The following is a 21,492-nucleotide window of genomic DNA, read 5'->3' as shown; positions in this document are numbered from 1 at the left end:
CCTCTTCATACAATGTTCCAGAGATCCATGCAGACCCCCGCCCGAACCCGATTGTGACACCCGCGATCGGTGCGGCCGCTCATACCCCGCGCCGCGAGAAACGGAGTTGCAGCGCGGTCAGTAGCAGCAGCACCGCGAACATCACCCAGGCCAGGGCGGCGGCATAGCCGACCTGGTAGAAGCGGAATGCGTTCTGGAACAGCATGATTCCCAGTACATAGGTGCCGGTTTCGGGGCCGCCGTTACCGTCGGTCAGGGCATAGGCCTGATCGAACGCCTGCACCGTATTGATCACGGTGATCACGACGACGAACGACAGCGGCCCGCGCAACAGCGGGACGGTGATCGCTCGGAACCGCCGCCACGGCCCGGCCCCGTCGATCTTCGCGGCCTCGTACAACTCCTCGGGAATCGCCTGCATCGCGGCCAGCAGGATGACGGTCGCGAACGGCACACCCTTCCACACCGTGACGATGCTCAGCGACACCAGCGCCCAATCGGGATCGCTGAGCCAGGGCACCGGACGCACTCCGAACCAGCCGAGCGCGCTGTTCAACAGGCCGTCATCGGTGGTGAACAGGAACCGCCACACCACCGCCATGGCGACCGTCGAAGCGACCAGCGGTAAGAACACCGCAGCGCGAAACAGCCCTATCCCCTTCAGTTTCCGGTTCAGCGCGGCGGCCACACCGAGACTGATCACGACCGTCGGTATCAGCGTCGACACCGTGAACACCGCCGTATTGCGCACCGCGATATAGAACAGCGGATCACCGAAAAGCTGACGATAGTTGGCCAGTCCGGTGAATCGCATGGGCCGGAACAGATCCCACGAATGGAAACTCAGATACAGCGAAAAGCCCAGGGGGAACAGCATGAACAACGCGACGGCGGCCAAATTCGGTGTGACGAAGGACATTCCGGCCCGAGATCGCTGCCGATCCAAAGCGGATCGACGTTGCGGAGCCCTGCCGCTCATGTCGGCGCTCGCAGCAGAGCATCGATGTCCCCCGCCATCGCACCCAGCGAATCAGCTTGTGCCGCACCGCGTAACACCCGATTACACCCCCGCGACATCAACGATTCGACCTTCCCCCACGCCGGTGTCGTCACCATCGTGCGCGACGCAGCGGGCCCACCGGTGAACACCTCGAGATTCTCGATCCGAGCATGCGCCGCGGCGAATCCCGCTGAACCCATGGCCGAATGCAGCACCGGCACGAACAATCCCGATTCGGCGATGATCGCCTGCCCGATCGGCCCGGTCGCGAATTTCACGAATTCCCAAGCCTGTTCGCGTCGCGGACTGTGCGCGGCAATGGCCAGACCCGTACAACCGACATCGGTGATCGCCCCCGGCCCGCCCTGCGGACCCACCGGCAACACGGTGACATCGAAATCCAGACCGTCCTGCTCGACGAATTCCGAATAGAGCCAATGCCCGCCGAGCAGCATGGCCGCCCGGCCACCGGCGAACAGATCCGCGGCCGAATCCGACAACCGATCCGCGACGCTCGGCGCGACCCCGTGCCGCACCGCGAGATCGGCGTAGAACTGCAATCCCGCGGCGAAACGCGGATCGCCGATATCGGTGTGCGACGGCGCTTTCGGCGGACTGAACCACTGCGCGCCGTTGTTCATCCCGAAACAGGCCGCCGAGTAGTACGGCACCCAGGCGTCGGCGAAACCCCACTGCCGGACCCTGCCGCGACCGTCGCGTCGGGTGAGAAGCTGTGCCGCCCCGAGGAATTGCTCGAAACTCCACGCCTGCGACCACCGTACCGGCGGACGAATTCCGGCCTGCGCGAACATTTTCCGGTTGTAGTAGAGGAACACCCCGGACCACTGCTCGGGCAGCGCGTACTGTCCGCCGCCGTAGTCGAACGTCTCGTACAGCGTCGGATAGCTGTCCGCCCGCAGCCGCGCGGCGTATCCCGGATCGCGATCCAGCATGGTGCGCAGGTCCAGCAGCACTCCGCGCTCGGCCAGGCCCGCGAACAGCAGTTCCCAGGCCATCAGCACGTCCGGGCATTTACCCCCGGCGCAGTAGGTCAGCATCTGCTGCAACGGATCCGGGCCGGACATGACGGTGCGGATCCGGATCCCGGGATGACGTTCGGTGAAGGCGGCGATGATCCGCATCCGGGCCCGCGCCTCCTGCGGCCGGGCCTGGAAGAAGAAGGTGACAGCGTCGTCGTCGGCGTCGTCGCAACCGGCCAGGATCGGCGCGGCCAGCATCGATCCGAGCAGGGTTCGGCGGCGCACCGGGAGCACGGACCTCCTCGTCGGCCCGATCGCCGGGCGGCGCATCCGACAGCCGCACCCGATCAGGCAAAACCTCAGCAATCCAACGACCAGCACGCGCAGCTTACGGTCGGCAGCGCAGGATGCGGAGCAGCACACGCACGGACAACGTTTCCCGCACCCGATACCCGCGTTACCGCCACTTCCTGTCGGTCCGCCGTGGCAAACTGCCCATGTCCGATTCCGTCTGTCGGACACGCACATGACCACGGGAGAGCTGCTCGCATGGCGACGATCGAATACCTCCGGACCGACCCCGACCTACCTCCGGTCGGGGTCGTGGACCGCTCACCCATCAGCACGACCAAGAAGGCGATATTCCTCGCCATCGCCGTGCTGGGCGCCGTCGGCTGGGCCGTACTGGGCATCAGCCGAGGTGAGAACGTCAACGCGGTGTGGATCGTGGTGGCCGCGGTCTGCACCTACATCATCGCCTACCAGTTCTACTCCCGGCTGATCGCGAACCGGATCACCCACCCGCGTGACGATGTCGCCACGCCCGCCGAGGAAATGGAGAACGGCACCGACTACATGCCGATGGATCGGCGGGTGCTGTTCGGCCACCACTTCGCCGCCATCGCCGGTGCGGGCCCGCTGGTCGGGCCGGTGCTGGCCGCGCAGATGGGCTATCTGCCCGGCACGCTGTGGATCGTGGTCGGCGTCGTGCTCGCGGGCGCGGTGCAGGACTACCTGGTGCTGTGGGCCTCGGTCAAACGTCGCGGCCGCAGCCTCGGGCAGATGGCGCGCGACGAGCTCGGCGTGGTCGGCGGTATCGCGGCGCTGGTCGCGGTGCTGGCCATCATGGTGATCCTGCTGGCGGTGCTGGGCATCGTCGTGGTGAACGCGCTGGCCGCCACCAAGGGCGCCGACGGGCAGTTGCACGGCGGCAGCCCGTGGGGCGTGTTCTCGATCTCGATGACGATCCCGATCGCCGTGCTGATGGGCCTGTATCTGCGCTACGTCCGGCCGGGCAAGGTCGGCGAGATCTCCATCGTCGGTTTCGTGCTGCTGCTGTTCGCCATCGCGGCCGGTCGCTGGGTCGGCGATTCCGGTTGGGGCCGTTCGGCTTTCACCCTGGACGGCACCACGATCTCCTGGATGCTGATCATCTACGGCTTCATCGCCTCGGTGCTGCCGGTGTGGCTGCTGCTCGCCCCGCGCGACTATCTGTCCACGTTCATGAAGATCGGCACCATCGTGCTGCTGGCGGTCGGCGTGCTGATCACCATGCCGGTGCTCAAGGCTCCCGCGATCTCGCAGTTCGCCGGTAACAGCAAGGGTCCGGCCTTCGCGGGCAGCCTGTTCCCGTTCCTGTTCATCACCATCGCGTGCGGCGCGCTGTCCGGATTCCACGCGCTGGTGTCCTCGGGCACCACCCCGAAACTGCTGGAGAAGCAGTCCCAGGCGCGGATGATCGGTTACGGCGGCATGCTGATGGAGTCGTTCGTCGCGGTGATGGCGATCATCGCGGCCAGCATCATCGATCAGCACGTCTTCTTCGCGATCAACACCGGCGGTCTGACCGCCACCCCGCCCGGCCTGCCCGCCGGGGCCTCACCCGCGCAGATCGCGCAGGCCACCGCCGATGCCGCGGCGAAGAAGATCAACGGCATGAATCTGGGCGGCACGCCCGTCACCGGCACCGATCTGATCAACGAGGCCAAGAGCGTCGACGAGAGTTCACTGCTGTCCAAGACCGGTGGCGCGCCGACGCTCGCGGTGGGCATGTCCCATGTGCTGCAAGGGTTCCTGGGTGGCTCGGCGCTCAAGGCGTTCTGGTACCACTTCGCGATCATGTTCGAGGCGCTGTTCATCCTCACCACGATCGATGCCGGCACGCGTGTCGCGCGGTTCATGCTCTCGGACACCCTGGGCAACCTGGGCGGCCCGGCCCGCAAGTTCGCCGATCCGTCCTGGCGTCCGGGCGCGTGGCTGTGCTCGGCGCTGGTCGTCGCGGGCTGGGGTTCGGTGCTGCTGATGGGCGTCACCGATCCGCTCGGCGGCATCTACACGCTGTATCCGCTGTTCGGCATCGCCAACCAGCTGCTCGCCGCGATCGCGCTGACCGTCGTACTGGTCATCGTGGTGAAGAAGGGCCTGGTGAAGTGGGCGTGGATTCCCGCGCTACCGCTGATCTGGGATCTGATCGTCACGATGACGGCGTCCTGGCAGAAGATCTTCTCCGCCGACAAGAATCTGGGCTACTTCAAGCAGCACAGCATCTACAGCGCGGCCCGCGATGCCGGGAAGGTGCTGGCGCCGGCCAAGAACATGCACGATATGGACAAGGTGATCCGCAACAGCTTCATCCAGGGCACGCTGTCGATCGTGTTCGCGGTGCTGGTGCTGATCGTCGCGGTGATCGGTGCGCTGGTGTGTATCCGCGCGTTGCGGCGCGGCGGCAGCGAGACCACCGAGACGCCCGAGGTGCCCTCGAAGATCTTCGGGCCCAGCGGATTCCTGGCCACCAAGACCGAACGGGAAGTGCAGCGGGAGTGGGACGAGTTGGTGAAGGCCGGTAAGGTCACCGCGCCCGGGGCCGCGCATTCGGTGGCCGCGGAATGACCTCCGCGCCGCTCCCGGATGCGGGCTTCGGTGGCGGGCCGACGCTGCGGGCCGCGCGCGCTGTGCTGCGCGCGGCCCGCGCCCTGGCCGGGTACTTCAACGCGATTCTGGGCGGGCGGGATTACGCGCGCTATGTCGAGCATCTGCGGCGCAATCATCCCGAACATCCGGTCCCGAGCGAACGTGAATATTGGCGTGACAGGTATGCGGCCGCCGGACGCAATCCGGCAACCCGCTGCTGCTGAGCAGGCACGGACGGCTTCACGGACGTGCCTCGGCGACGCGGACCGACTCCGATCGCCGACTGTCCGGGATAGCTGTCTGTTTTCCGCTAGCGCGGTGCGACCGAGCCTGACAGGGTGGTTTGCGTGAGTGCACACGGTCTCGAGTTCGAGCGCTGCTATCGCGCGGTCACCACCCGCGACGCCCGGTTCGACGGGCAGTTCGTGACGGCCGTCCGAACGACCGGAATCTATTGCCGCCCATCGTGTCCGGCCATCACCCCCAAACGCGCGAACGTCACCTTCCTGCCGACGGCCGCAGCCGCACAACAGTCCGGCTTCCGGGCCTGCCGCCGCTGCCTGCCCGACGCCGCACCCGGTTCACCGCTGTGGAACACCCGTGCCGATCTGGCCGCGCGAGCCATGCGCCTGATCGCCGACGGGGTGATCGAACGCGGCGGCGTGCCCGCGCTGGCCGGATCGCTCGGCTACTCCCAGCGTCAACTGACCCGGGTGCTGACCACCGAACTCGGCGCCGGACCGCTGGCACTGGCCCGGGCGCACCGCGCGCACACCGCCAGGCTGCTGATCCAGACCACGCGAATGCCGATGTCCGACATCGCGTTCGCCGCCGGATTCGCCAGCATCCGGCAGTTCAACGACACCGTGCGCGAGGTGTTCGCGGTCAGTCCGACGATTCTGCGGGAGGAGTCGCGGCGGCTGCGCGGGGACACTCTGCCCGCCACCAACGGCATGCTCACGCTGCGGCTGCCCTATCGCGAACCGCTCGACGCGGGCTGGCTGACCTGGTTCCTGTCCTCGCACGCGGTGCCCGGGCTGGATCTGTGGGAGGACGGCCACTACACCCGCGGCCTGCGCACCCCGCACGGGCAGGCCACAGTGCGCCTGAGCGTGCAGCGCGGACATGTCCGGGCGGGCCTGGCCCTGCACGATATGCGGGATCTGGCGCCGACGGTGGCGCGGCTGCGGCATCTGCTGGATCTGGACGCCGATCCGGTCGGTATCGATGAGGCGCTCACCGCGGGGGCGGCGGCGTCCGGTCGCGGGCCGATATTCGGATCCGGCATTCGCGTGCCCGGCTGTATCGATGGCCCGGAACTGTTGTTGCGCACCATGATCGGTCAGCAGATCTCGGTCGCGGCGGCGGCCACGCACACCGCCCGCCTGGTCGAGGCGCTGGGCGAGGACATCGGCGGGCCGGTGCCGAAACTGTTCCCGACTCCCGAAGCGATCGCCGAGCACGGCGGCGAGGTACTGACCGGGCCCGCGCGGCGCACGGCATCTATCGTGGCCGCGGCACGTGCCCTGGCGTCCGGGGAGTTGCGGCTGCACGCCGGGCGCACCGCCCCCGAACTGCGCCGCGATCTACTCGCGCTGGACGGGGTCGGGCCGTGGACGGCCGATTACGTGACCATGCGGCTGCTCGCCGATCCGGATGTGCTGCTCAACACCGATCTGGTGGTCCGGCAGGGTGCGACGCTGCTGGGTATCGATCTCTCAGATACCGCGCGCTGGTCGCCGTGGCGGTCGTATCTGTCCATGCATCTGTGGAAACAGGCGCTGGCCGCCCGGACGCCACCGATCAGGACAGCGCCCGCCCGAGCGGCGCGCTCCGCGACTGTGGTTGCACGGTAACGGATTTCATCCGAAATAGCCCGGCCTCCGACGCCGCAGCCGTACCTTCGCGGTGGCACGTAGGAAGCCGCGACAGAGACCGCGATCCTCAATTGACAAATACGAAAGTAGGTGCAGGACAATGAGTTCCGCCGAATTCGCGACGGTCTCGACATCACTCGGACCGTTCACCACGGTGGTCGACGCGGACGGCGCGGTATTGGCCGCGGGCTGGACCGCCGATTCCGCCGGACTCTGGCAGCTCGTCCACCCGCGTCTCCGCAATGGCGAACCGCGACAACGCGATTCGCTCGGCGAAGTGACCGACGCGGTCGAAAAGTACCACGCCGGTACACTTTCCGCGATCGACGACATCCCGGTCAACCAGATCTCCGGCCCGTTCCTGCAACACGCCTGGGACGTCCTGCGCACCGTCGCACCCGGAAACCCCATCACCTACACCGCATTCGCCGCCCGCTCCGGCCGCCCCGAAGCCATCCGCGCCGCCGCCAACGCCTGCGCCCGCAACGCCGCCGCCCTCTTCGTCCCCTGCCACCGCATCCTGCGCACCGACGGCACCCTCGGCGGCTTCCGCTGGGGCCTGGACATCAAGGCCCGGCTGATCCGCCACGAGCAGTCCGCCGCCCCGGCACACTGACCCTGGCGATATCAACACATCGCTTACGCCACAATGGTTTTCAGGTGGGAGCCGGTGGGTTGGCGGATGACGTGCAGGCGGCTGGGGATGCGTTGGCGCATTTCGTCGACGTGGCTGACGATGCCGACCACCCTTCCGCCGGAACGTAATTCGTCCAGGACGCCCATGACGGCGTCCAGGGTGTCGGCGTCGAGGCTGCCGAAACCCTCGTCGATGAACAGGGTGTCCAGGACCAGGCCGCCGGATTCGGCGGCGACCACATCGGCCAGGCCCAGGGCCAGAGCCAGTGAGGCCATGAAGGTTTCGCCGCCGGAGAGGGTTTTGGCGGGGCGGACCGCGCCGGTGTAGTCGTCGCGGATGTCCAGGCCCAGGCCGCCGCGTCGGCCGTTGCGGCCCGCGACGTCGGTGTGCACGAATTCGTAACGGCCACCGGACATTCGGCGCAGCCGGACTGAACCAGCGACAGCCACCTCCTCGAGCCGCGCGGCCAGGACGTAGGAACGCAGTGACATGCGGCGGTTGTTCTCGCCGCGACCGGCGACCACATCGGCCAGACCGGCCAGTTCGTCGTGGGCGCACTGCATCGGGGTGATGCGGTCCACCGCGGCCCACAGTTGCGTGCCCAGTTCCTCGAGTTGCCGCACGCGATGCTCGGCCCGGCCGTTGGCTTCGATGGCGGCGTCCAGCGCGGAACGTGCCTGTGCCACACGGGTTTCGAGCTCGCGCAGATCGCCGGGTTCGGTATCGGCGGCGTCCCGGATCTCCGGTTCGGCCAGGGTGGCCTCGGCGTGCGCACGCTTGCTGTCCGCCTCGGTCAGCTCGCGTTCGATCGTGCTCTGCTGCTGCGGGGTGCGGGTCGCGGCGGCCACCACCTTGGCGTAGGCCGCCAGTACCGCATAGTCGGGCTCCGAACTCTGCTCGGGCACAACGACATCCGCGAGCGTCACCAGATCGGCCGCGCGGGCGGACTGCTCCACCCGCCGGGCCAGCATGGTGACCTGTTCGCGAGCCGCGTCGGCTTCGGTTCGGGCCGCGCGGAGTTCGGTGGCGTCGCGGACCAGGGCGTCGAGGCGGGCGCGGCGGCGATCCACGGTCTGGTCCGCACCGGCCGCGGTGCGCAGCCGTTCGGTCAGCTCGGCCATCCGGCGATCGGCCGCGATGAGCCCCTCACCCACCGCACTGCTGCGAATCTCGAGGTCGCGCAACTCGTTCTGTAGACGCGTCTCCTCGGCACGCAACCGGTTCAGCTCGTCGGTGAGCTCGGCGACGCGGGATCCGATGCGGTCGGCGGACTTGTAGCGTTCGGTGGCGACATTGAGCTCCGCGGCCAGTGCGGCCCGATCACCCTCGCCGCCGCGCGCGACGAGCACCGCGATCTCGTTCTCCAGCTCGGACACCCGGGATTTCGCACGGTCCCGGGCGGATTCGGCGGTCCGTTCGGCCGCGACCGCGCGTTCCTCATCGGCCTTGGACGCGGCGGCCGCGGTCGGCTGCGCGGGTGCCGGATGCTCGGCCGAACCACAGACGTTGCACGGTTGCCCATCGACCAGCGCACCCGCCAATTCGGCCGCCATTCCGGCCAGCCGACGTTCCCGGATCGCCAACGTATGCTCCCGGGCATCGACATGCGCAACCCGAGCCGACTCGAATACGTTTGCCGCACGGTCGAATTCATCCCGCCGCGCCGCCAGCGCCGTAGCCGCCTCCGACGCGGTCCGCAACCGCTCACATTCGGCCCGCAACCCGTCCAACCCCGCCGCCGCCTGCTCCGCCTCCCGCACCCGACCATCCAGCGCCGCAACCTTCTCCGGCAGCACAGCCCGAGCCGCCGACACCCGCTCCATCCCACCCCGCAACCCCGACTGCTCCTTACGCAACGCCGCCAACTCCACCCCCACCCGCTGCGCCGACTCCGCATCCACCCGCACCTCGTCCAACGCCCCGATCTGCGCCACCCACCGCTGCACAGCCGCATCAATCCCGGTCAACTCGACCTCGGCATCCCCCTCCCACCCCTCCGAACCATCCCCCGCATCATCACCGAAACGATCCTCTTGCGATGCCGACCCTGAGTCATCAACCACCGCAACCGATTCAGCTCCCCGAACCGCAGCACCCGCTACACCCGCAGCATGCTCAGCACCCAATTCACCTGTGGCACAAATACTTTCATCCTCAACCCCCGCCACAATGCCAACACCGGCAGCCTCATTCCCCGACGACACCTCCACCGAAAACAGCCCCGGCTCACTGTCATCCGCAACCAACCCGGGCACCGCGTCCCTCGACGCACTGCCCACGCCAGCCGACTCATCGATCGGCACAGAAGGCAACTCCACCGAGAACAACCCTGGCTCACCGTCATCCGAGCCCCACTCGGCCACCGAATCCACCGCACGCAACGGACTGTCCCCCGCAACGTTCTTCACTGTCTTACGCGCTGAACTCCCCCGCCGAGCAGCGCCTTCACCCGATCCCTGCCGCTTCCCCTCCCCATCCACAGGCAACGCCGCATCCGCGGCGTCCACCGAACCCCCCGGCACCGGCTCAACCGAGAACAACTCCAGCTCGATATACCCGACCGATCCCCGACTCCCAACCGCCTCCGCACGTTCCCCTGACTCCCGCCCCGCAACCACTCCGGCCCCACCGACGACAGCCCTCCCATACGTGGCCCCATCATCGGCTGGATCGGTTGCCGCACTGGCGATCCGATCCGGATCGGGGTCGGCAGAGCGGAAGCTGTTGCCGAAATCGGTTGTTGTGCTGGGGTTTCGGTCGGGGATTGCAGTGAGTTCGGCGGCCAGATCGGTGTCGGCCAGTTCGTTGGTGGCCAGATCAGTTGCGGCCCAGGTAGTTCCGGGGAGTTCGGCACTCGGGGGTTCGAGTAGGCGGGTGGCCAGGCGTTCGGCGAGGTCGCGGGAGTCGGCGGTGCGGCGGCGGAGGATTTTCGCCGCGGTGCGGGCCTCTTCGAGGGCGGTGGCCACCGGTTCGGCGCGACGGGATTGATCGAGTTCGATGCGGCGGCGGGCGCGGAGTTCCGCGGTGGAGGCGTAATCGGCCAATGTCGCGCGGGCACCGGACAGGCGGCGGTGCAGGTCGTGCAGGCGGCGCTGGTGTTCGGCATCGGCGGTGACGCGGGACGAATCCGCTTGGCGCTGTGCGCGTTCGGCCTTCGTCGTCTCGGCGTCGACACGAGCGGTGGCGAGGAGTTGCTGCGACCACTCGGTCGCCTCCAGCACGCCGACGGTCTCGGCCGCACCGATCCCGGCGGAGGTGACCACCTGGCCGATCAGCCGGTCGATGCTCTGCCGTTGCGCGGCGAGTTCGGCGCCGCTGTCCTTGCGACGCTGCGTCAGCCACTCCTCGGCGGAACCGAATCGCTTGGTATCGAAAAGCTTTTCGAGGAGGATCTCGCGATGTTCGTTGTCCGAGCAGAGGAATCGCGCGAAATCGCCCTGCGGCAGCAACACCACCTGGAAGAACTGATCGGCGCTCATCCCGAGCAGCCGGATCACCTCGTCGCCGATATCGTTGAGCCGCGACAGGTTCTGGCCGCGCCCGTCCAACCACTCCAGGGTGGCCTTGGCCTTCTCGTCCGCCCAGCCCTCACCGCGTTTCTTGGGCCGCCGGAACTCCGGCGACCGGGTCAGCCGCAACCGCCGCCCACCCAACGTCGCCTCCAGCACCACCCGCGGCGGCGTCTGCGGGTCCGCGTGATCGGAGTGCAGCCGCTTGCCCTCCGCCCGCGCCCCCGGCACCCGCCCGTACAGCGCGAACGCGATCGCGTCCAGCACCGTCGTCTTCCCGGCCCCGGTCTGCCCGTGCAGCAGGAACAGGCCGTCACCGCCGAGCACATCGAAATCCACCACCGCGGTGTCGGCGAACGGCCCGAACGCCGTCAACTCCAACCGATGCAGCCTCATCCGACCCGCCTCCCGCTATCGCAGCCGCTCATATCCGCCACATCCGGAGTCGCCCACTCACGCCGTGCGCTCCTGCGCCTCGACCGGTTGCGCCTCGGCGACCTCGCGTTCGGCGGCACCGGCGGCCAATGCGCGTGCCAGCCAATCCATTTCGGCGTCGGTGGGTTCACCCCGGACATCGGTGAGGAAGCTGTGCGCCACCTCGGTGTCGCCGCGGCCGTGCACCCGTTCACGGTAGCGCAGGTCCGGATTGCCTTCGGGGCGAGCCCATTCCACGTGCACCGCGTGCGGAAAACGCCGCCGCAGCCGCCGCAGCGCGTCCACCGGACGGGCGTGATCGGTGAGATTCGCCGACACGTAGTCATCCTCGGCCGCGGCATGCGCCGGATCCTCGAGCAACTCCTCGAGCGCGCCGGTCAACCGGGTGAGTCCACGCACCCGCGGCAGCTCGACCCGCTCGACCCCGGTGAGCCCGTCGGACCCCAGATCCGCAATCCACACCGCCTTGCGATGTGACCGCTCGGCGAACGAATACGGCAGCGGCGAACCGGAATACCGCACGGATTCCGACAGCGTCTGCGGCGAATGCAGATGCCCGAGCGCCACGTAATCGATCCCGTCGAACGCCCCCATCGGCACCGTCTCCACCCCGCCCACGGAGATCGACCGCTCCGATCCGGTCGCCTCCCCACCCACGACGAAGGCGTGCGCGAGCACCACCGCGCGCATCCCCCCGCGCGCCGCGAGATCCGCACGCACGCGCGCCATCGCCGCGTCCAGGATCTCCGCGTGCGAACGCGCCTGCGGCACACCCAGTTCCGCGCGCGTGATCTCCGGCTCCAGGTACGGGATGCCGTAGCAGGCGATCTCGCCGTACTCGTCGCGCAACACCACCGGCCGTTCCAGATCCGCCACGGAGGTGCGCAGATGCAGTCCACCGGCCGCGGCGAAACTGCCCAGCGCACCCAGCCGGGTCGGCGAATCGTGATTGCCCGAGGTGGCCACGATCACCGCACCCGCGGCCCGGATCGCCTCGAATCCCCGGTTGCACACCGCGATCGCGTCGGCGCTGGGAATCGAGCGGTCGTACACGTCACCGGGTAGCAGCACCACGTCCACCCGCTGCTCGGCGACGATCTCGGCCAGCGATTCGAGCGAGCTCGCCTGATCCGCCAGCAGATCCACACCGTGGAAGGTCCGCCCGATGTGCCAGTCGGAAGTGTGCAGCATCCGCATGCCGCGAAACCGTAGGCGATGGCACCGACAGATTCGAATTCGCCACCCCGGCGCGGCCACGGAAATCCGCGTCCCGATCGGCCGCGACCGACCGGTCGGCCGCCGTCACGAGCCGCCGAGCAAGTGCTAGGTATTTGCCACCCCGCCGAACTTGTCGGTGGCATACGGCACTATCTGCGTCATGACCGCACCGACACTGTTAGCGATGCTCGTGGTGTTCTGTACCGGGCTGAGCCTGGGCTGGCTCGGTCATCTCGCGCGGGCCGGGCGGGCCGAGGCGCAACTGGCCGCCCTGCGCGACAACGAGCAGCTGCTGCGGCATTCCCTCGGCGCGGCGAACGAGGATGCCGCACAGCGCAATTCACAGGCCATCGGCACCCTGGTCGGTCCGCTGCGCGAGGCGGTCGGCGCCTTGAATCAGCGGTTGGCCGAGGTGGAACACCGCCGCATCGACGCCTACGCGGGCCTGCGCGAACAGGTCGCCGGCATGCAGCGCCAATCGCACCAGCTCGCCGCGCAGACCGGTCAGCTGGTCTCGGCGCTGCGCGCACCGCAGGTCCGCGGCCGCTGGGGCGAGATCCAACTCGAACGCGTGGTGGAGCTGGCCGGCATGTCGCGGCACTGCGATTTCGACACCCAGGTCACCCGCGCGGGCCACGACGGCGCGGTCCGCCCCGACCTGGTCGTGCGCCTGGCCGGTAACCGCCACATCGTGGTGGACGCCAAGGCCCCGCTCGCGGCCTACCTCGACGCCGCCGCCCAGGACGACCCCCGCCTCCGGACCGAACACCTGACCCGCCACGCCCGGCATCTACGCACCCATATCGATCAGCTGTCCGGTAAGGCGTATTGGGCGGCCTTCGATCCCGCGCCCGAATTCGTGGTCCTGTTCGTGCCGGGCGAGAGCTTCCTCGATGCTGCGCTCAATGCCGACGCCGGTCTGCTGGAGTACGCATTCGGCCGGAACGTGATCCTCGCAACGCCGACGACCCTCGTCGCGCTGCTGCGCACCGTCGCATACGGCTGGCGACAGGACGCTATCTCGAAAGAGATGGCAACCGTGCAGCAATTGGGCCGGGAGCTCTACGCGCGACTCGGTGTGGTGGGCACACACCTGGACCGGATGGGAGGCCAACTGGCAAAGGCGGTAGAGGCTTTCAACCAGACAGTAGGCTCGGTGGAGTCGCGGGTGCTGGTCACCGCGCGGCGGCTGCACGAGTTGGACATCGGCGATCGGGAGATTCCGGCTATCCGCTACATCGAGTCTCGACCGCGCGTGGCAGGCTTCTCAGACATCAACGAGTAACCGGTTCATCCGCCCAGCCTCGATACACGTTCCCGTTGCGGCAGATAGTGTGCTTTACGTGGCAGCTACCCAACGCGACCGATCCGAGGTGCCCGCACCGCACCGCTCGATCATCCCGTCGGTGCCCGGCATCCCGGCCGGTGCGGCGGTGTTGATCGCGGTGGCGTGCACTCTGGTCGGATTTTTCATCGACGCAAGCGGCGGCAGCAAGGATCTGACCCGGGTGTTCGCCGGGGCGTACATCATCGGTTGCGCGCTGGCCGCGCTGGTCGTGCGTTACCGCGGTCTGTTCACCACCATGGTGACCCCGCCGCTGCTGCTGTTCATCGCCGTACCCGTCGCCTACGGGCAGCTGCTGGACCATACCTCGTCCTCGCTGAAGGACATCCTGCTGAACCAGGGCATTCCCCTGGTGAACCGCTTCCCGGTGATGGCCATCGCCACGGTGCTCGTGCTGGCGATCGGCCTGGGCCGCCTGGTGTTGCAACGCCGCCTCGCCGACGCCGAGCCGCGAGCGCGCGGCGCCCGGCCGCGCAAGGGCGATTCCTGGGGCACCCGGGCCGACAGCCGTTCGCGGCGCGGCCGGGGCGCGGGTTCGTCCGAGACGCTCCGCAGCCGCGCCCGCGCGCAGTCGGCCACCGATGAGAAGGCGGCCACGAAACCGACGCGTGGGGGCCGTAAGACCGCCGGACGGGTCGCCGAGCGTCCGCCGCGGGTCTCGGCCGCCCAGGGCTCGCGCACCGCCGAGCGTTCGAAGGTGGCGGCCACCGCCCGCCAGCGCGGCGAGACCGATACGCCGTCCCGGCACCGCGCCGACGCCGATACCCCCTCGCGGCACCGCGCGGACGCCGAAACGCCCTCACGGCATCGCGCCGACAGCGACCCCCCGTCCCGGCAGCGTCCCGATTCCGAGGGGCCGTCCCGGCGTTCCGGGGAGTCGAGCCGTCAGCGTTCGTCGGCCGACCCGCAGCCGCGCCGCCGGGCCGCCGAACCGCCCGCACAGCCGCGTCAGCGCGGCGCGACGCCATCCGCAGGTGCCACCGGCCAGCAGCCGCGCCGACGCGCGCAGGAGCCACGTCAGCGTGCCGCGGAACCCCAGCCGCAACGCCGCACCCGCGGCACCGACCCGAGCGACGTCCCGCCACACCCGCGCCCGAACGTCCGCTACCGCGAACGCGACTCGGGCCGCATCGAGCACTGACCACTCGCCACTTCCCGGGTCGCCTCGATCACGGTCCGTCGGTACGCAGCCCACAGCCGGCACACCAACTCAGAGCCCACGAGCCAACTTCGAGCGCCCTCGCATCTGTGAGACTCGGATTCCGCTGCGGCATATCCCCACCCGGCAGATAGACGCACCACGCGGACTCCGATACGGCATACGCCCACCCCCGACGGATAGACGCCCCACGCGGACTCCGGTACCGGCAGCGCCTACGCCGCGCGGCGCGCAACTCACACGGATAGACGCGCTACGCGGATTCCGCTGCGGCATAACCTCACCCGGCGGATAGACGCACTACGCGAACTCCGATACGGCGTACCCCACCCGACGGACAAACGCACCACGCGAATTCCGGCACAGCAGCGCCTACTGACGCGCGGCACGCAACTCACACGGATAGACGAACCACGCGGACTCCGATACCGGCAGCGCTACTGACGCGCGGCGCGCAACTCACGCGGCAGCGAGAACACCAACGTCTCGTTCGCCGTGGTGACCGGCTGGACGTCGGCGTAACCGTGCTCGGCGAGCAGGTCCAGCACACCGCGCACCAGGATCTCCGGAACCGACGCGCCGGAGGTGACGCCGACCGTCCGCACACCCTCGAACCAGGCCGGATCGACCTCGCGCGCGAAATCGACCAGATGGGACGCGCCCGCGCCCGCGTTCAGGGCGACCTCGACCAGGCGCTTGGAGTTGGAGGAGTTGCGCGAGCCGACCACGATCACCAGATCGCATTCCGGCGCCATCGCCTTCACCGCGATCTGCCGGTTCTGCGTGGCATAGCAGATGTCGTCGCTGGGCGGATCCTGCAACTTCGGGAAACGCTGCCGCAGCCGCTGCACGGTCTCCATGGTCTCGTCGACCGACAGCGTGGTCTGGGACAGCCAGATCACCTTGTCCTCGTCGCGCACGGTGACGCCGTCCACCGCGTCGGGCCCGTCCACGAGCTGCACGTGATCGGGCGCCTCACCGGCGGTGCCCTCGACCTCCTCGTGCCCCTCGTGACCGATCAGCAGGATGTCGAAATCGTCGCGGGCGAACCGCTTGGCCTCCTGATGCACCTTGGTGACCAGCGGGCAGGTGGCGTCGATGGTGTGCAGGCCGCGGGCGGCGGCGGCCTCGTGCACCATCGGCGAGACGCCGTGCGCGGAGAACACCACGACCGCGCCCTCGGGCACCTCTTCGGTCTCGTCGACGAAGACGACGCCGCGATCGCGCAGCGTCTCCACGACGTGCCGGTTGTGCACGATCTCCTTGCGCACGTAGATCGGCGCGCCGTGCTTGTCGAGGGCGCGCTCGACGGTCTCCACCGCCCGATCCACACCGGCGCAGTAGCCGCGCGGCTCGGCCAGCAGGACACGCTTGGCGGCGCCGGCCGCGTTGGCACCCGCGGACCGGGCGATTCCGACGTTCAAGGGGATTGCCGAGGACATGCTCCTCAGCTTACGTGCGCGCAGGTGGCGACACGCGCGCGGTCGCGGCCGGTATCGTCGGTGCACGGGCGTGGCGAATTGTGAGTCCTCTCACCTGCTTCGCGCCGCGGCCCGACGACATGACGGCGAACGATCCGACGAGAGGGGCGCGCGTGGATTCCCTCCTTTGCTTCACACGACGAATCGGGCAGGCTAGGGCTATGTTTCGACCGCCGTTCTTCGCCCGTGTCGTCGCCGGGGCCGCCGTGTACGCCCTGGAGGAAGCCCGCCGACTGCCGACGACCGCGATGCATCTGCCGATCACCGCGATCAGCCAGCTGTTGCAGACCACCATGCACGCCCAGCAGTTCGTGACCAGCCTCGCGCTCAAGGGCGACGAGGTGTTCGATCAGCTGACGAATCGTCCGCAGGAGCAGCCCGCGTGGGCGACCTTCGACGAGGACGAGGACGATCCGGACCTGGTCTTCGCCGGTGCGCGCGAATCCTTCGCCAACGGTCGCGAGGCCGCGCTGAGCCGCTTCGATCTGTACGTCGCGCCGGAGCCGATCGACGCGCCCGCCGAGCCCGAGGAAGTCGAATCTCCTACTGCGGCAACGTCTTCCGGTAACGGTCAGGGCGAGGTCGTGGAGCCGGAGGTCGCGACCCGCTACGACTACCTGAACATGACGCTGGCCCAGCTGCGCGCCCGCCTGCGGATGCTGACGGTCGAGGATCTGACCGCACTGCTCGAGTACGAGCGACACACCCGGGACCGCGCGGCCTTCGTGACGATGCTGACCAACCGGATCGCCACCGTGCAGGCCAAGTGACCGATCCCGAGAAGACCACCAGCCCGACCGCGAATCCCGATACCCGGCAAGCCAATTCAGCGGAGAACCCGTGGCCGGTGCGCAGTATCGCGTTGAAGGTCGTCCAGTGGATCGACCGCCTCGGCAGCGTGTGGGTCGAGGGCCAGATCACCCAGATGAACGTCCGCCCCGGCACCCGCACGGCCTTCCTCGTGCTGCGCGATCCGGCCGCCGACATGTCGCTGTCGGTGACGTGTGACCCTGCGCTGCTGCGCAATTCGCCGGTTCCCCTGCAGGAGGGCAGCCGCGTCGTCGTCTACGGCAAGTTCTCCTATTTCACCGGGCGCGGCACATTGTCGTTGCGTATCACCGAGATTCGGCCCGTCGGCATCGGCGAACTGCTGGCCCGCATCGAGCGGCTCAAGGCCCTGCTGTCCGCCGAGGGCCTGTTCGATCCGCGTCTCAAACGGCCGATTCCGTTCCTGCCCGGCACGATCGGCCTGATCACCGGACGCGCCAGCGCCGCCGAACGCGACGTGCTGAGCGTGGCCCGAAGCCGTTGGCCCGCAGTGCGTTTCGAGATCCGCAACACCGCCGTGCAGGGACCGACGGCGGTCCCGCAGATCCTGACGGCCCTGGCGGAGCTGGATCGCGATCCGGAGATCGCGGTGATCGTGCTGGCCCGCGGCGGCGGCAGCGTCGAGGATCTGCTGCCCTTCTCCGACGAAACCCTGTGCCGCGCCATCGTTTCCGCGACGACGCCGATCGTCAGCGCGATCGGGCACGAGCCGGACAATCCGCTCTCGGACTACGTCGCGGATCTGCGCGCGGCCACCCCCACCGACGCCGCCAAACGCATCGTCCCCGACGCGGCCGCGGAACTGGCGATGATCCACGACTGGCGCGAACGTTCCGCCGCGGCGCTGCGCGGCTGGGTGCAGCGCGAACTGCGCGCCCTGGACCAACTGCGTTCGCGTCCGGTCCTGGCCGCGCCGCTGCGCCAGCTGGACCAGCGCTACGAGGAGGCCGAGCGGCTGCGCACCGCGGCCCGGCGCGCGGTCGAACACGGCCTCACCGCCGAATCCACCGCGACCCGGCACCTGCGCGAGAAACTCACCGCCGTCGGTCCGGCCGCCACCCTCGCCCGGGGATATGCTGTGGTGCAACGCGTTTCGGGTAAGGAACGGCACGTCGTCCACGAGGTGGCCGATTCGCCGCCGGGCGCCCAGTTGCGCATCCGGGTCGCGGACGGCGCGATCAGCGCGGCGGCGCTGTCCGGCCAGATCATCACGAAGGAGCCCCGCCCATGACCGAGAGTGACCTCGCCGAGATCGCGGGTTTCGGCTACGAGCGCGCCCGCGACGAACTGGTCAACGTGGTGAAGATGCTCGAGCAGGGCGGTATGGATCTGGACGATTCGCTGGCGCTGTGGGAGCGCGGCGAGGCCCTGGCCACCCGCTGCGAGGAGCATCTGGCTGGCGCCCGCAAACGGGTCGAGGACGCGCTGTCCCGTCGCGAGACCGCCGAGGAGTAGGGCCGACCGCCGGGAATGCCACCCGCGCGGCAACGAGCCAGTGCAGAATGTCACTCTCAATTTTGAAAATGACACTTGCACAACTGCCTCGAAGTGGGGTTCTCTGAAAGGATGCCGAGCGGCGCAGCCCCGGCCGAGCAGGAGGAGATGCCGTGACCACCGTCGAGGAACACCTGAACAGGCGTCGGCACATCCTGCTCGAACTCGGCTTCGCCACCCGCCGCGTCGGCGACGAACTGCACGGTTCGGCGACGATCAGCCCGGAGATGCACGTCCCGGGCACCGACCATCTGCGCACCTCGGTGCTGGCGATCTGGCTGGACACCATGGGCGGGCTGCTGGCCTCGCTGGTGCTGCATCCCCGGGTGCCGATGACGCTGGAGCTGGACGTCAACCTGTTCGGTCCCGCACCCGGTTCGGGTGAGGTGCACGCGGTCGGGCGCACGGTCAAGGCGGGTCGCTCGGTGTTCGTCGCGGAGATCGAGTTCAGCGTCGACGACGTGCCGATCGGCTTCGGCGCGACCTCCTTCATGGCCGCCCCGAATCCGGATGTCCAGCTGCCGCGCAAGCTCAGTATCGATATGCCCCCGCGCGGTCCGCGCCTGTCCCTCCCGCTGGCCGAACGCGCCCGCTGCGAACGTCGCGAACCCGGCGTCGCGGTGCTGCCGCGCACCGAGGACGGGCTCAACGCCGCGGGCACCGTCAACGGCGGTCTGCTCGCGCTGGCCGCGGAGGAGGCGGTGCTCTCGCTCGGTCCCTCGAACGGGCTGAGCTTCCTGGGGCTGCGCTATCTGCAAGCCGCCCGCGTGGGCCCGGTGGTGGCCACCGCGGCCGTGCGACACGGCGTGGGCCGGGTGGAACTGCGCGACTCCGGCCAGGACGACCGGATCACCACGCTCGCCACCACCAGGACGTTCGAGCGGTAGCCGCGCGACTCAGCCCAGCAGGCCGACCAGCCGATCGTGCACCAGCCGCCACAGCCCCGGCGCGAGATCCGCGTCGGCGAGCATCTGCATCGTGCAGATCACCTGCAACGACCGAATCCGTTCCGGCAGAGCGGGTTCGGTGGGATCGATGCCCGCGCCCCGCAGGAATTCGGGCCAGGACCGGGCCAGCGCGGTGCGCCCCGCGAAGCCGACCGACCAGGCCCAGCGCGCCGGATCGTAGAGCCGATCCGCGACGCAGACCGATTCGAAATCCAGCAGTCCGGTGATCTCGCCGTCCTCGACCAGAATGTTCACCGGCGCGTAGTCGCCGTGCGCGAGAACCGCTGGGCGGCCGTCGAACAGCGCGGGCAGATCCACGAGCACCCGCTCGAGCGCGGCGCTCTGCGCGGCCGACAACGCCGGCGCCAGACATTCGGCCCAGGCGTCCGCGCGCGCGGCCAGATATCGCGGCCGGGCCCACATGTCGTCGAGTTCCACATCGGTACAGGGCAATTCGGAGAAATCGGCGAGCATCTCCCCCATCGCCCGCGCCAACGCCGGGAAATGCGGTCCGTCCATGGCGGTTTCGGCGCTCGGCGTGCCGGGCAGCATATCGAACGCGATCCACGGCGGCTGCGCCCCGAGATCGGCCGCGCGAATGCCCGGAATGGTAATTCCCCTGGCGGCGGCGGGATCTCGCAACGCGTTCATGATCCGCATCCGGCGGTCGGCCTCACCGCCCCGGCGATATCGCTGCACGACGACGCCGGTGCCGTCGGCGACGGTCACCAGACTGGTGTTGTCACCGACTCCCCATTCGGCAGCTGTCGCCTCGATGATCGGCCGATCCAATACCCGCTCGAGCCAAGCCAAGTCCGCGCGATCCACGCGCGCAACGTTAGCCGAAAGGCAGCGAGAGTCGTTGGCGGTTACCCGGATCCGATTCGGCCGAACCGGACCAAGATCACGAATCCGCAGGTCGAATCAGGCGGGAAGCGGGTGTGCGGCATCCACCGCACCGGCCAGAGTCGTATACGCCGACTGATTGCCAGCGCCCTTGATCAACACTCGAACCGCACCGAAATCGGTGATCCACGCCGGTTCGTTGCCCTGCACGTGGAACACGGTCCAGGTCTGATCGCCCACCTGCTGCGTTCCCGACGGACTGCGTGTTTGCAGAATGTGGTCGGCCAGTGCGGATTCGGACGCGTTGGACTGGGTCAGCTGCATGTACGTGCCCTCGGGGGTGATGTACCCGACGGTGCTGAGCGTCCCACCGGCGTCCCCGCTGATGGTGTCGCGGCTGCCGGAATTGGCGGTCCAGTGCTCGGGCAGGCTCGGCTGCCGGATCGGGAACGGCAGGGTGTGCGCGTCGGACTGCAACGCCCCCTTGACGTCGAAGGCCGGAATATTTCCGGTAGCCGGTTTACCGGGCGAGAAACTGCACTGCTGGGCGAGTGCGGCGAAAACCACGCAGATCAGCAGCAACGGAATCAACGACCACAGCAGGTCGCGATAGTCGTTGAGGATCCGGGGTTTCTGATTCGCCACAACCCCAGTATGCCGCGCCGCGTTTTCCGCATTGCGCGCCGGAGGGTGCGCCGACCTGGGCGACTCACTCGCGCACCCGAGTCCCGGGCGGAAAACGAGGCCGATATCACAACGCCCGGACCAGCATCGGACTCGTCCATACGGAAGCCGAACGGCGGTACCCGACGGGATGTTCTGACCG

17 protein-coding genes are annotated in these 21,492 nt (G+C 68.7%); 10 read left to right on the top strand and 7 right to left on the bottom strand.

All coding sequences use genetic code 11. The features are described from left to right. Positions 1–79: 79 nt before the first annotated feature. Both NRB20_RS14295 and NRB20_RS14290 read right to left on the bottom strand, forming a co-directional pair. Positions 80–979 (bottom strand): carbohydrate ABC transporter permease, encoded by a 900-nt coding sequence (locus NRB20_RS14295; RefSeq protein WP_153410581.1) that lies wholly within the window; start codon positions 977–979, stop codon positions 80–82. Continuing rightward, positions 976–2,310, bottom strand: a complete 1,335-nt coding sequence (locus NRB20_RS14290; RefSeq protein ID WP_153410580.1) for an ABC transporter substrate-binding protein — start codon at positions 2,308–2,310, stop codon at positions 976–978. Before NRB20_RS14290 ends, NRB20_RS14295 begins: the two co-directional genes overlap by 4 nt. 219 nt (positions 2,311–2,529) lie before the next feature. Between NRB20_RS14290 and NRB20_RS14285 the strand changes: the two genes are divergently transcribed. From NRB20_RS14285 to NRB20_RS14270, 4 genes are all read left to right on the top strand, one after another. After that, the gene (locus NRB20_RS14285; protein WP_153410579.1) at positions 2,530–4,869 is read left to right on the top strand and encodes a carbon starvation CstA family protein; all 2,340 of its coding nucleotides are present in this window, start codon (positions 2,530–2,532) and stop codon (positions 4,867–4,869) included. Beyond that, positions 4,866–5,114 carry a YbdD/YjiX family protein gene (locus NRB20_RS14280; RefSeq protein ID WP_153410578.1) on the top strand — a complete coding sequence of 83 codons (249 nt, stop codon included), beginning with the start codon at positions 4,866–4,868 and terminating at the stop codon, positions 5,112–5,114. The genes NRB20_RS14285 and NRB20_RS14280 overlap by 4 nt, the downstream gene beginning before the upstream one ends. Positions 5,115–5,237: 123 nt before the next feature. Next, positions 5,238–6,746, top strand: coding sequence for an Ada metal-binding domain-containing protein (locus NRB20_RS14275; RefSeq protein ID WP_319944891.1), 1,509 nt, complete (start codon positions 5,238–5,240; stop codon positions 6,744–6,746). A gap of 121 nt (positions 6,747–6,867) precedes the next feature. Next, positions 6,868–7,383, top strand: coding sequence for a methylated-DNA--[protein]-cysteine S-methyltransferase (locus NRB20_RS14270; RefSeq protein ID WP_153410577.1), 516 nt, complete (start codon positions 6,868–6,870; stop codon positions 7,381–7,383). Positions 7,384–7,406: 23 nt separating this feature from the next. Here the strand turns inward: NRB20_RS14270 and NRB20_RS14265 are convergent, their stop codons facing one another. Next, positions 7,407–11,309 carry an AAA family ATPase gene (locus NRB20_RS14265; protein ID WP_153410576.1) on the bottom strand — a complete coding sequence of 1,301 codons (3,903 nt, stop codon included), beginning with the start codon at positions 11,307–11,309 and terminating at the stop codon, positions 7,407–7,409. Between the two features lie 57 nt (positions 11,310–11,366). Then, complete coding sequence (locus NRB20_RS14260; RefSeq protein WP_153410575.1) at positions 11,367–12,545, bottom strand: exonuclease SbcCD subunit D; 1,179 nt, start codon at positions 12,543–12,545, stop codon at positions 11,367–11,369. A gap of 181 nt (positions 12,546–12,726) precedes the next feature. Between NRB20_RS14260 and NRB20_RS14255 the strand changes: the two genes are divergently transcribed. Together NRB20_RS14255 and NRB20_RS14250 are read left to right on the top strand one after the other, a co-directional pair. Then, positions 12,727–13,851, top strand: a complete 1,125-nt coding sequence (locus NRB20_RS14255) for a DNA recombination protein RmuC (protein ID WP_153410574.1) — start codon at positions 12,727–12,729, stop codon at positions 13,849–13,851. A 58-nt stretch (positions 13,852–13,909) separates the two neighbouring features. Beyond that, positions 13,910–15,052: a DUF6542 domain-containing protein gene (locus NRB20_RS14250; protein ID WP_153410573.1), complete on the top strand. Its 1,143-nt coding sequence runs from the start codon at positions 13,910–13,912 to the stop codon at positions 15,050–15,052. 455 nt (positions 15,053–15,507) lie between these two features. Here NRB20_RS14250 and NRB20_RS14245 read toward each other — a convergent pair whose 3' ends face one another. Then, a complete protein-coding gene (locus NRB20_RS14245; RefSeq protein ID WP_153410572.1) occupies positions 15,508–16,512 on the bottom strand; it encodes a 4-hydroxy-3-methylbut-2-enyl diphosphate reductase in 1,005 nt (334 codons plus the stop codon). Between the two features lie 200 nt (positions 16,513–16,712). Here NRB20_RS14245 and NRB20_RS14240 point away from each other — a divergent pair, with 200 nt between their 5' ends. The 4 genes from NRB20_RS14240 (at position 16,713) to NRB20_RS14225 (ending at position 19,760) form a co-directional block, all read left to right on the top strand. Beyond that, positions 16,713–17,321 (top strand): lipid droplet-associated protein, encoded by a 609-nt coding sequence (locus tag NRB20_RS14240; RefSeq protein WP_153410571.1) that lies wholly within the window; start codon positions 16,713–16,715, stop codon positions 17,319–17,321. After that, positions 17,318–18,610 (top strand): exodeoxyribonuclease VII large subunit, encoded by a 1,293-nt coding sequence (gene xseA / locus NRB20_RS14235; protein ID WP_319944890.1) that lies wholly within the window; start codon positions 17,318–17,320, stop codon positions 18,608–18,610. Before NRB20_RS14240 ends, xseA begins: the two co-directional genes overlap by 4 nt. After that, the gene (locus NRB20_RS14230; RefSeq protein WP_153410570.1) at positions 18,607–18,834 is read left to right on the top strand and encodes an exodeoxyribonuclease VII small subunit; all 228 of its coding nucleotides are present in this window, start codon (positions 18,607–18,609) and stop codon (positions 18,832–18,834) included. Before xseA ends, NRB20_RS14230 begins: the two co-directional genes overlap by 4 nt. Positions 18,835–18,986: 152 nt before the next feature. After that, the gene (locus NRB20_RS14225) at positions 18,987–19,760 is read left to right on the top strand and encodes a PaaI family thioesterase (RefSeq protein ID WP_319944889.1); all 774 of its coding nucleotides are present in this window, start codon (positions 18,987–18,989) and stop codon (positions 19,758–19,760) included. A 9-nt stretch (positions 19,761–19,769) separates the two neighbouring features. Here NRB20_RS14225 and NRB20_RS14220 read toward each other — a convergent pair whose 3' ends face one another. Together NRB20_RS14220 and NRB20_RS38100 are read right to left on the bottom strand one after the other, a co-directional pair. Continuing rightward, entirely contained in the window at positions 19,770–20,648 is an 879-nt protein-coding gene (locus tag NRB20_RS14220; protein ID WP_194289847.1) for an aminoglycoside phosphotransferase family protein, read from the bottom strand. A gap of 96 nt (positions 20,649–20,744) precedes the next feature. Continuing rightward, complete coding sequence (locus NRB20_RS38100) at positions 20,745–21,311, bottom strand: DUF4245 domain-containing protein (RefSeq protein ID WP_319944888.1); 567 nt, start codon at positions 21,309–21,311, stop codon at positions 20,745–20,747. Positions 21,312–21,492 lie beyond the last annotated feature (181 nt).

This window comes from Nocardia macrotermitis (genome assembly GCF_009604405.1).
GTDB lineage: Bacteria > Actinomycetota > Actinomycetes > Mycobacteriales > Mycobacteriaceae > Nocardia > Nocardia macrotermitis.
Note: the sequence above shows the minus strand (reverse complement) of the source record. Positions and strands in the feature narration are given on the sequence as shown.

Bases quoted from the DNA above. Each gene is read 5' to 3' on its own strand.
- NRB20_RS14295 (WP_153410581.1), bottom strand. From the start codon at position 979: ATGAGCGGCAGGGCTCCGCAACGTCGATCCGCTTTGGATCGGCAGCGA.
- NRB20_RS14290 (WP_153410580.1), bottom strand. From the start codon at position 2,310: ATGCGCCGCCCGGCGATCGGGCCGACGAGGAGGTCCGTGCTCCCGGTG.
- NRB20_RS14285 (WP_153410579.1), top strand. From the start codon at position 2,530: ATGGCGACGATCGAATACCTCCGGACCGACCCCGACCTACCTCCGGTC.
- NRB20_RS14280 (WP_153410578.1), top strand. From the start codon at position 4,866: ATGACCTCCGCGCCGCTCCCGGATGCGGGCTTCGGTGGCGGGCCGACG.
- NRB20_RS14270 (WP_153410577.1), top strand. From the start codon at position 6,868: ATGAGTTCCGCCGAATTCGCGACGGTCTCGACATCACTCGGACCGTTC.
- NRB20_RS14265 (WP_153410576.1), bottom strand. From the start codon at position 11,309: ATGAGGCTGCATCGGTTGGAGTTGACGGCGTTCGGGCCGTTCGCCGAC.
- NRB20_RS14260 (WP_153410575.1), bottom strand. From the start codon at position 12,545: ATGCGGATGCTGCACACTTCCGACTGGCACATCGGGCGGACCTTCCAC.
- NRB20_RS14255 (WP_153410574.1), top strand. From the start codon at position 12,727: ATGACCGCACCGACACTGTTAGCGATGCTCGTGGTGTTCTGTACCGGG.
- NRB20_RS14245 (WP_153410572.1), bottom strand. From the start codon at position 16,512: ATGTCCTCGGCAATCCCCTTGAACGTCGGAATCGCCCGGTCCGCGGGT.
- NRB20_RS14240 (WP_153410571.1), top strand. From the start codon at position 16,713: ATGTTTCGACCGCCGTTCTTCGCCCGTGTCGTCGCCGGGGCCGCCGTG.
- NRB20_RS14230 (WP_153410570.1), top strand. From the start codon at position 18,607: ATGACCGAGAGTGACCTCGCCGAGATCGCGGGTTTCGGCTACGAGCGC.